This is a genomic window from Brevibacterium sp., from assembly GCF_052105255.1.
In the GTDB taxonomy this organism is placed as follows: Bacteria; Actinomycetota; Actinomycetes; order Actinomycetales; family Brevibacteriaceae; genus Brevibacterium; species Brevibacterium linens_B.
The window spans coordinates 1-6,466 of sequence record NZ_JBQDYQ010000101.1; the positions used below are offsets into that span (position 1 = coordinate 1).

Below are 6,466 nucleotides of genomic sequence, written 5' to 3' on the forward strand. Positions count from 1 at the left end.
AACACCTACATCATTGCACCCAGGGTCCCGTTGTCATCGACGCCGGATTCAACTCCTCCCCACCGCCCTATCTATGAAGAGCCCCTTTACCTCGCCGAGGAGGCCGCCGCCCTTGATCTGCTCTCCGACCAGCGAGTGGCGTTGGGCATCAGTCGCGGATCCCCGGAGCCGGCCCTGCGCGGCTGGGAAGCCTTCGGCTACGACGATCCGACCGAGCCGAAGGCTGCGAACATGGCCAGAGAGAAGTTCGATCGGTTCCTCCGGGCCGTCCGCGGCGAGGAACTTGCCCCGGCCGATCCGCAGCAGTTCGGTCCCGGGAAGCGTCTGCGCATCGAACCGCATTCCCCCGGACTCGATCGACGCATCTGGTGGGGAGCTGGATCTGCCTCCACCGCCGAATGGGCGGCACAGCAGGGTGTCAATCTGATGAGTTCGACCCTGCTTACCGAGGCGACAGGCGCCGCATTCGGAGACCTGCAGGCCGAACAGATTGCCAAGTACCGTCAAGCATGGACCGCTGCGGGGCACGAATGGACTCCGAGAGTGTCCGTCAGCCGCAGCATCTTCCCGATCACCACCGACCTCGACGACCTCTACTTCGGTCGGCGTGGGGCCGGCCAGGCTGATCAGATCGGCATTATCGACGACACACGCTCGACGTTCGGCCGTACCTTCGCGGGTGAACCGGACAAGCTGATCGAGGAGCTCCAGGCCGATGCGGCCATCCGGGCCGCCGACACCCTTATGCTCACGATCCCCAGCCAACTCGGCGTCGACTACAACCTGCACCTCCTCGAGTCCTTCGCAGAGCATGTCGCACCGGCTCTCGGATGGGTGCCTGCCGGTGCGCGCTGAAGGGTACCGTCGTAGGACCAGCTGCGAACGTAAGATGTGACCAATCGGAGACGAATGACCATAAGGGACATGTCACCATCAGGGGAGACTGAGTGAGCGAGAGCACGACGATGACGCAGACGCAGAAGCGCATCCTCATCATCGGCCTCGTCCCCCTCTTCATGTCCCTGCTGTCGGTCTCGAGCATCAATGTGGTTCTGCCGTCCATCGCCGCCGGCATCGACGCCTCCACCTCGGCCCTGCAATGGGTGCTCACCGGGTATGCGCTGTCTTTCGGCGTCGTTCTCGTCGCCGCCGGACGGGCAGGAGACGTCTTCGGGCGCGGCCAGCTGTTCGTCATCGGCGTCGGTCTCTTCGGGCTCTCCTCGCTGGTCGCAGGAATCGCCCCGGACCCGCTGACGCTCAATATCTCCCGCGTGATTATGGGGTTGGGCTCGGGATTCCTCAACCCGCAGGTCGTGGGCCTGCTGCAGCAGTATTTCCAGGGTGCGCCGCGCGGTCGTGCCTTCGGGCTGATGGGCACCACCGTGGGCCTGTCGGTGGCGATCGGCCCGGTGCTCGGCGGCGCCCTCATCGCACTGTTCGGCAGCGACCTCGGCTGGAGGGCGACCTTCCTGGTCAATGTGCCCTTCGCGATCGCCTCTCTCGTCCTCGCCCGGGTCTGGCTGCCTGTCGGCGCATGGCGACCTGCCGTCGATGAGGACGCGAAGGACGTCGAAGGCGGCAGGGATCTCGACCCCGTGGGAGTCATCCTCCTCGGCGTCGGCGTCCTGCTCATCCTCCTGCCCTTCGTCGAATCATCGCTGGGCTGGTTCGTCTGGCTGTCGCTGCCGCTCGGAATCGGCGTGATCTGGGTGTGGGCATGGTGGGAACGTCGCTATGCGCGTCAGGGTCGCCCTCCCATGGTCGACCTCGATCTCTTCCGCATCCGCAGCTTCAGCAACGGGGCGATCATCATCGCCCTCTACTTCCTCGGCGTGACCAGCGTCTGGGTTCTCGTCGCCATCTACATGCAGCAGGGTCTGGGGCATACGGCCCTGGCCGCGGGAATGATCGGTCTGCCGGCGGCGCTGTGTTCGGCGGTCTCAGCGGATGTGTCCGGACGGTTCGTCTTCCAGATCGGGCGCCGCCTCGTCGTCTGGGGGATCGCGCTGTGCCTCGTCGGTCTCCTGGCCACCATCGGCGTCGTCGCACTGCTGTCCCGAGGCTTCGGCAGCGAATGGTGGATGCTGCTCACCCTGGCTTTCATCGGCACCGCTCAGGGCATGGTCATCAGCCCCAATCAGACCCTGACCCTGCAGGAGGTTCCCCTGCGCTACGCCGGATCCTCCGGGGGCGTGCTCCAGACAGGGCAGCGCATCGGCACCTCGATGGGATTGGCGATCATGACCGCTCTGGCGTTCTCGATCACTGCGGTGAGCAATTGGCATTGGGCAATGATGGGAGCTTTCGTCGCGATCGCCGTCATCGTCATCCTCGCCGGAGTCGTCGGCCTCATCGAAGTTCGCCGAGGCGGCCGCCGCCGAGCGTGAGGAACCGTTCGCGGCACACCCGGTCGGCAAGGTCAGCATCAGCTGTCAGCGCAATAATGTTACGAATTTTAAACAATCCGCTGTGTCCGAATGTGGAAGACTGTGAACGCACATCAGCCGATGGAAGGAAACACAGTGGTCGAGGCCGTACCCGAAGACGAGCTTGCGCTCGAAGAGCTCGTGCGCTCGGGCGGGATCGAAACCTATTTCGCCCCCGTCGTCGACGTATTGACCTTCCAACGGGTCGGCCATCAGATCCTGCAGGCTCCCACGGGTGATCCTGAACTGGGACGTGCCGAATCGGAGAACCTGCGCCACGCCATGCGCGCCTCGACGATCACCGGTGATATCGACGCCTCCCTGCGGGATTCGGCGCTGCGCACTGCCGAAGGCGCAGGACTGCCGAAGTCCAACCGCCTGTTCCTCCACGCCGAAGCCGAATCCTTCGCCACCCTCGAGGACCGTGCTGGGGAACCCGATCGGTCGGTGATCCTCCAGCTCGACGCCAACCGCGTTGCCTCGTCCCCGGCCTCGGTACTGCGTTCGGTGCGCTCGGCACGCGCCATGGGATGGGGAGTCGGCATGTCTTCCGTGGGTGCCGACCTGCGCAGCACCGCCTTCGTCCCGCTGGTGAACCCTTCTGTCGTCGGACTCCACCCGGACGTTCTGCGCATCGACTGCGACTCTCATCTCGCAGAACTCAACCGTCTTCTCCACGCGCATGTCGAGCGCACCGGTGCGGTCATCCTCGCCGACGGTGTCGAGACCGAGGACGACCTCGACCGGGTGCGTGCCCTGGGGGCACGATTCATGTCGGGGCGCTATTTCGGTGAGGCCACGAAACAGCCGCAGCCGTTCTCCGAACCGAACGAGGACGCTCTCGTCTCCCACTACTCACGCAACCTTCCGGCATTGGGCACACCGTATTCGATCTCTCAGGGGCTCCGGCGTGAGCCGCTGGTGATGAACCGCGAGCTCCTCGTCGCCCAGATCGCCGCCCTGGAAGAGCGCGCTCTGGCGTCGGGAACTGCGACCATCACTCTCGGCGTGTTCGGGGAGGACGCCGAGTTCTCCGAGGCGACACGGCTGCGGTACGAGAAGATCCGTGACACCGTTGGGCTGACCGCGATGTTCTCCGGCGGCTTCGACGGTCCACCGATTCCCGGAGTGCGCACCGGGCTCGTCGATGCGTCCGATCCCATTCGCAACGAACACGGTGTCGTGGTCGTCGGACCGGACTGGTCGGGCATGGTTGCGGCGTCGAAACGCAGTGATCCGGGCAGCGACGGACAGACCGTCTTCGATGTCTACATCACGACCGACCGGTACACATGCGTCGACGCCGCACGCAGCGTTCTCACTCGCGTCGCACCTCTCACCGCAACGGCGAGGCTGCGGGCCTGAGCAGCGCGAGTCCGGGTGTCCCGGCTTTGCAGAACGCACGTGTGATCCGAATGGGGAAGCGGACTCCGATGGTGCTAATGTTGTCTCGGCTGGCCCCCGTAGCTCAGCTGGTTAGAGCAGGGAACTCATAATTCCTTGGTCGTCGGTTCAAGTCCGACCGGGGGCACTGTTATTGCAGGTGAAGAGCTTGTAGATCGCCGCGCGGATCCTTCGAAATATCCTGAAGTGCGCTTTAAGTGCGCTTTATGTTTCGCAGTTGCACGCGCTTTGTCCGCGAGGTGGTCACATGGGAACTGATAATTGTCTCGGTAAGCTTGCGGCTTCCTCATATGTGCAAATTTGCTGGTGACAGGTTCGAGTGTTGATCGATACTGTCGAAGAGTTATTGTAGCGACGCAGCAAGTGCGTCCTTTTCTGCATCGTGCGGTCACGAGTCCGCCTGCGGGTAGGCGACCATTCCCTCCAATGCACCGAAGGGCGTGCTCTGTCGGTCCCAGTAGCTGAGGTGCGCAACGGCCTGAGAGTGACCCATGATGAGTTCGATGTCGACAAACGGGACACCAGCCCGAATGAGGCGATTCTCAACTGTACGACGAAGCGTGTGGTTGGTCGCAGACTTCAGCTCTGCGAGGTCGAAGATGCGCCTCAGGCGTTTGGTCATGTTGTCCGAATCAGGCAGCGTTCCGGTTGTCGAGGCGAAGACGTATGTGGACTCGGTCTTGGTGGCAGGGGTGGACCTCCCCTTGTCCTGTAGTGCAGCCCATCGACGCTTGAAGTTGGCTGCCGTCGCATCGGGAAGTGGAATCGACCGTGCTGATAGGTCGGACTTCGCGAAGTCTTCCCACATCATCCCGGAGCCCCGTTTTCGCACAAGCTTCCCCACGATACGTATCACCGAAGTGTCATCCGAGAGTGTGAGGTCTTGCCATTGGATTGACGTGATTTCACTGATTCTCGTTCCGATCGCCGCATTGATATGCAGAATGTCGGACGCTCCAGTATTCGGAGCCGACCAGTCGTTGGAGGCCGTCTTGAGTAGGTGCTGAACCTGTTCTTCGGACAGGACATCCCGCTTGCCTCTCGCCGCACCATTCTTGCGGACCTTGGGCTTGGCGTTCTTCGCTCGCGGAGTGGCTTCCAGGGACACTGCCGGGTTGAACAGAATGGCTCCGTCGTTGACCGCTCGGTTCAATGCGGCCCTGATGATCGCTTTCCAGTGCCGCAACTTCGAGGTGTGGCCCAGATGATGGAGGCGCAGCATCTCTCGGTTGAGATCACCTGTGGTGAGTTCACTGACCGGCATTTCGGCGATCTGCGAGTCGCTACCTGATAAGAGAATCTGATTCGCGATCTGACGATAAGAAGCTTTGCTGCGCTCCGCTTGAATCGACGGAATCAAGCCGGCTTCGACGTCGGAGATGTACCCCGCGATGCGGAATCCGAGGGTGTCGCCGCGGACCGTTGTTCGACCGATCGATTCCGAGTAGGAGTCAATGAGATCTTCGAGGCGGCGGCGGGCGTTCGCTTTGGACACACCAATCGCACTGATCCGCTTCGGCTTGGACGATCGGCCGGTCTGGAACTGGCACTTGGCCTTCCATCGTGCCTTCCGCGGGGCACGGTATCCGGGTGGCCGAGTCGATTCTGCCAACCAGTTGCCAGTGTCCATCTCTTCGATGGCGAAAACGAGTGGGGTGTGCTCCCCGACCTTGAGCACCGGGCGCGGCATGGTGATGTCCTTTGTTTCGCTGGCTATAAGCGTGTATCTGCTGGATCACTCGGGCTGTAGCTCCCGTGCTACGTCGACGTAGATCGCGACTGTTTGCGCCGAATCGTAACGATTGGATTCTACTTGGCGAGCGGACTAGTCATCCGTGGAGTTCGATGACGCTTTCGTCGTCAGTGCGTACGGCCGTGCGGGCCTCGAGCCACGCCTCCACGACACTGCGGCGGTATCGGATCGAGCGCGAAGAGATCTTGATGTACTCGGGGCCATTGCCCATATGCCTCATTTGCGCGAGAGCGCCAGTGGTCACGCCGAGATAAAGCGAGAGCTCTTTCGGGCTGAAGAGCCTTTCGTCGGCATCAGTTGAGTCTTCGTTGGTCACGGTGCGTTTTGAGTCCATACCAGTTCTGTATGCGGGGCCGGTTTCACGCAGCGTCGTGGCGCTTGAGACCAGCGACATACTGTCGAATTCCCATATCACGGTGTTCGGTCAGCCAGGTTTCCGCATGCCGGAGCTTCGCGGCCAGGTGTTTGGGATTGCTCGGGTCCCAATCGTCGATCCTGAACGACCTCATGTGCTGTCCGCAATCGTCCCCATAGTCGTCGGGATCGGAGAGGAATTCGTTCCACGACTTGACCTCGTCGACGAAGCTGCGATCGCCATCGGCCCATTCCCGCTTCCGACTGATGTTCTCCAACTCCCTGATATCCTCGTTGTTCTCGAGGATATTCAGATGAGTGTTTATCCTTGATCCACCGATCTGCTTGATGTCCGGGGGCTCACTCGAATTTGAGCTCGGACACGATGAGCGGGCAGGAGGTAGTGTCCCGGTCTCTCACCGGTCTCTTCCACACTGAGCTTCCCGGAGGCTCCTCCATAACTCCGGTCTCGGGCCCCGTTACCTTTTAAGTAGCCCCATCATCCGTCAGGATAGAAGGGGTCGCTGGC

General features: G+C 62.0%; 6 protein-coding genes and 1 tRNA gene. 4 read left to right on the forward strand and 3 right to left on the reverse strand.

Annotated features, from left to right (window positions below; translation table 11 throughout):
• The first annotated feature begins 69 nt into the window (after positions 1–69).
• The 4 genes from ACTIIH_RS15720 (at position 70) to ACTIIH_RS15735 (ending at position 3,957) form a co-directional block, all read left to right on the forward strand.
• Positions 70–855 carry an LLM class flavin-dependent oxidoreductase gene (locus ACTIIH_RS15720; RefSeq protein WP_441452777.1) on the forward strand — a complete coding sequence of 262 codons (786 nt, stop codon included), beginning with the start codon at positions 70–72 and terminating at the stop codon, positions 853–855.
• Positions 856–965: 110 nt separating this feature from the next.
• On the forward strand, positions 966–2,387 hold the full coding sequence (locus ACTIIH_RS15725) for an MFS transporter (protein WP_441452778.1): 1,422 nt from the start codon (positions 966–968) through the stop codon (positions 2,385–2,387).
• Between the two features lie 120 nt (positions 2,388–2,507).
• Positions 2,508–3,791, forward strand: coding sequence for an EAL domain-containing protein (locus ACTIIH_RS15730; protein ID WP_441452774.1), 1,284 nt, complete (start codon positions 2,508–2,510; stop codon positions 3,789–3,791).
• Between the two features lie 92 nt (positions 3,792–3,883).
• A tRNA-Ile gene (locus ACTIIH_RS15735) sits at positions 3,884–3,957 on the forward strand.
• Between the two features lie 261 nt (positions 3,958–4,218).
• Here the strand turns inward: ACTIIH_RS15735 and ACTIIH_RS15740 are convergent.
• The 3 genes from ACTIIH_RS15740 to ACTIIH_RS15750 all read right to left on the reverse strand — a co-directional run bounded on the left by ACTIIH_RS15740 (position 4,219) and on the right by ACTIIH_RS15750 (position 6,215).
• Positions 4,219–5,325 (reverse strand): tyrosine-type recombinase/integrase, encoded by a 1,107-nt coding sequence (locus ACTIIH_RS15740; protein ID WP_441452775.1) that lies wholly within the window; start codon positions 5,323–5,325, stop codon positions 4,219–4,221.
• 334 nt (positions 5,326–5,659) lie between these two features.
• Positions 5,660–5,899 (reverse strand): helix-turn-helix domain-containing protein, encoded by a 240-nt coding sequence (locus tag ACTIIH_RS15745; RefSeq protein ID WP_441090424.1) that lies wholly within the window; start codon positions 5,897–5,899, stop codon positions 5,660–5,662.
• A 43-nt stretch (positions 5,900–5,942) separates the two neighbouring features.
• Positions 5,943–6,215, reverse strand: a complete 273-nt coding sequence (locus tag ACTIIH_RS15750) for a hypothetical protein (protein WP_441452776.1) — start codon at positions 6,213–6,215, stop codon at positions 5,943–5,945.
• Positions 6,216–6,466 lie beyond the last annotated feature (251 nt).

Bases quoted from the DNA above. Each gene is read 5' to 3' on its own strand.
- ACTIIH_RS15725 (WP_441452778.1), top strand. From the start codon at position 966: ATGACGCAGACGCAGAAGCGCATCCTCATCATCGGCCTCGTCCCCCTC.
- ACTIIH_RS15730 (WP_441452774.1), top strand. From the start codon at position 2,508: ATGGAAGGAAACACAGTGGTCGAGGCCGTACCCGAAGACGAGCTTGCG.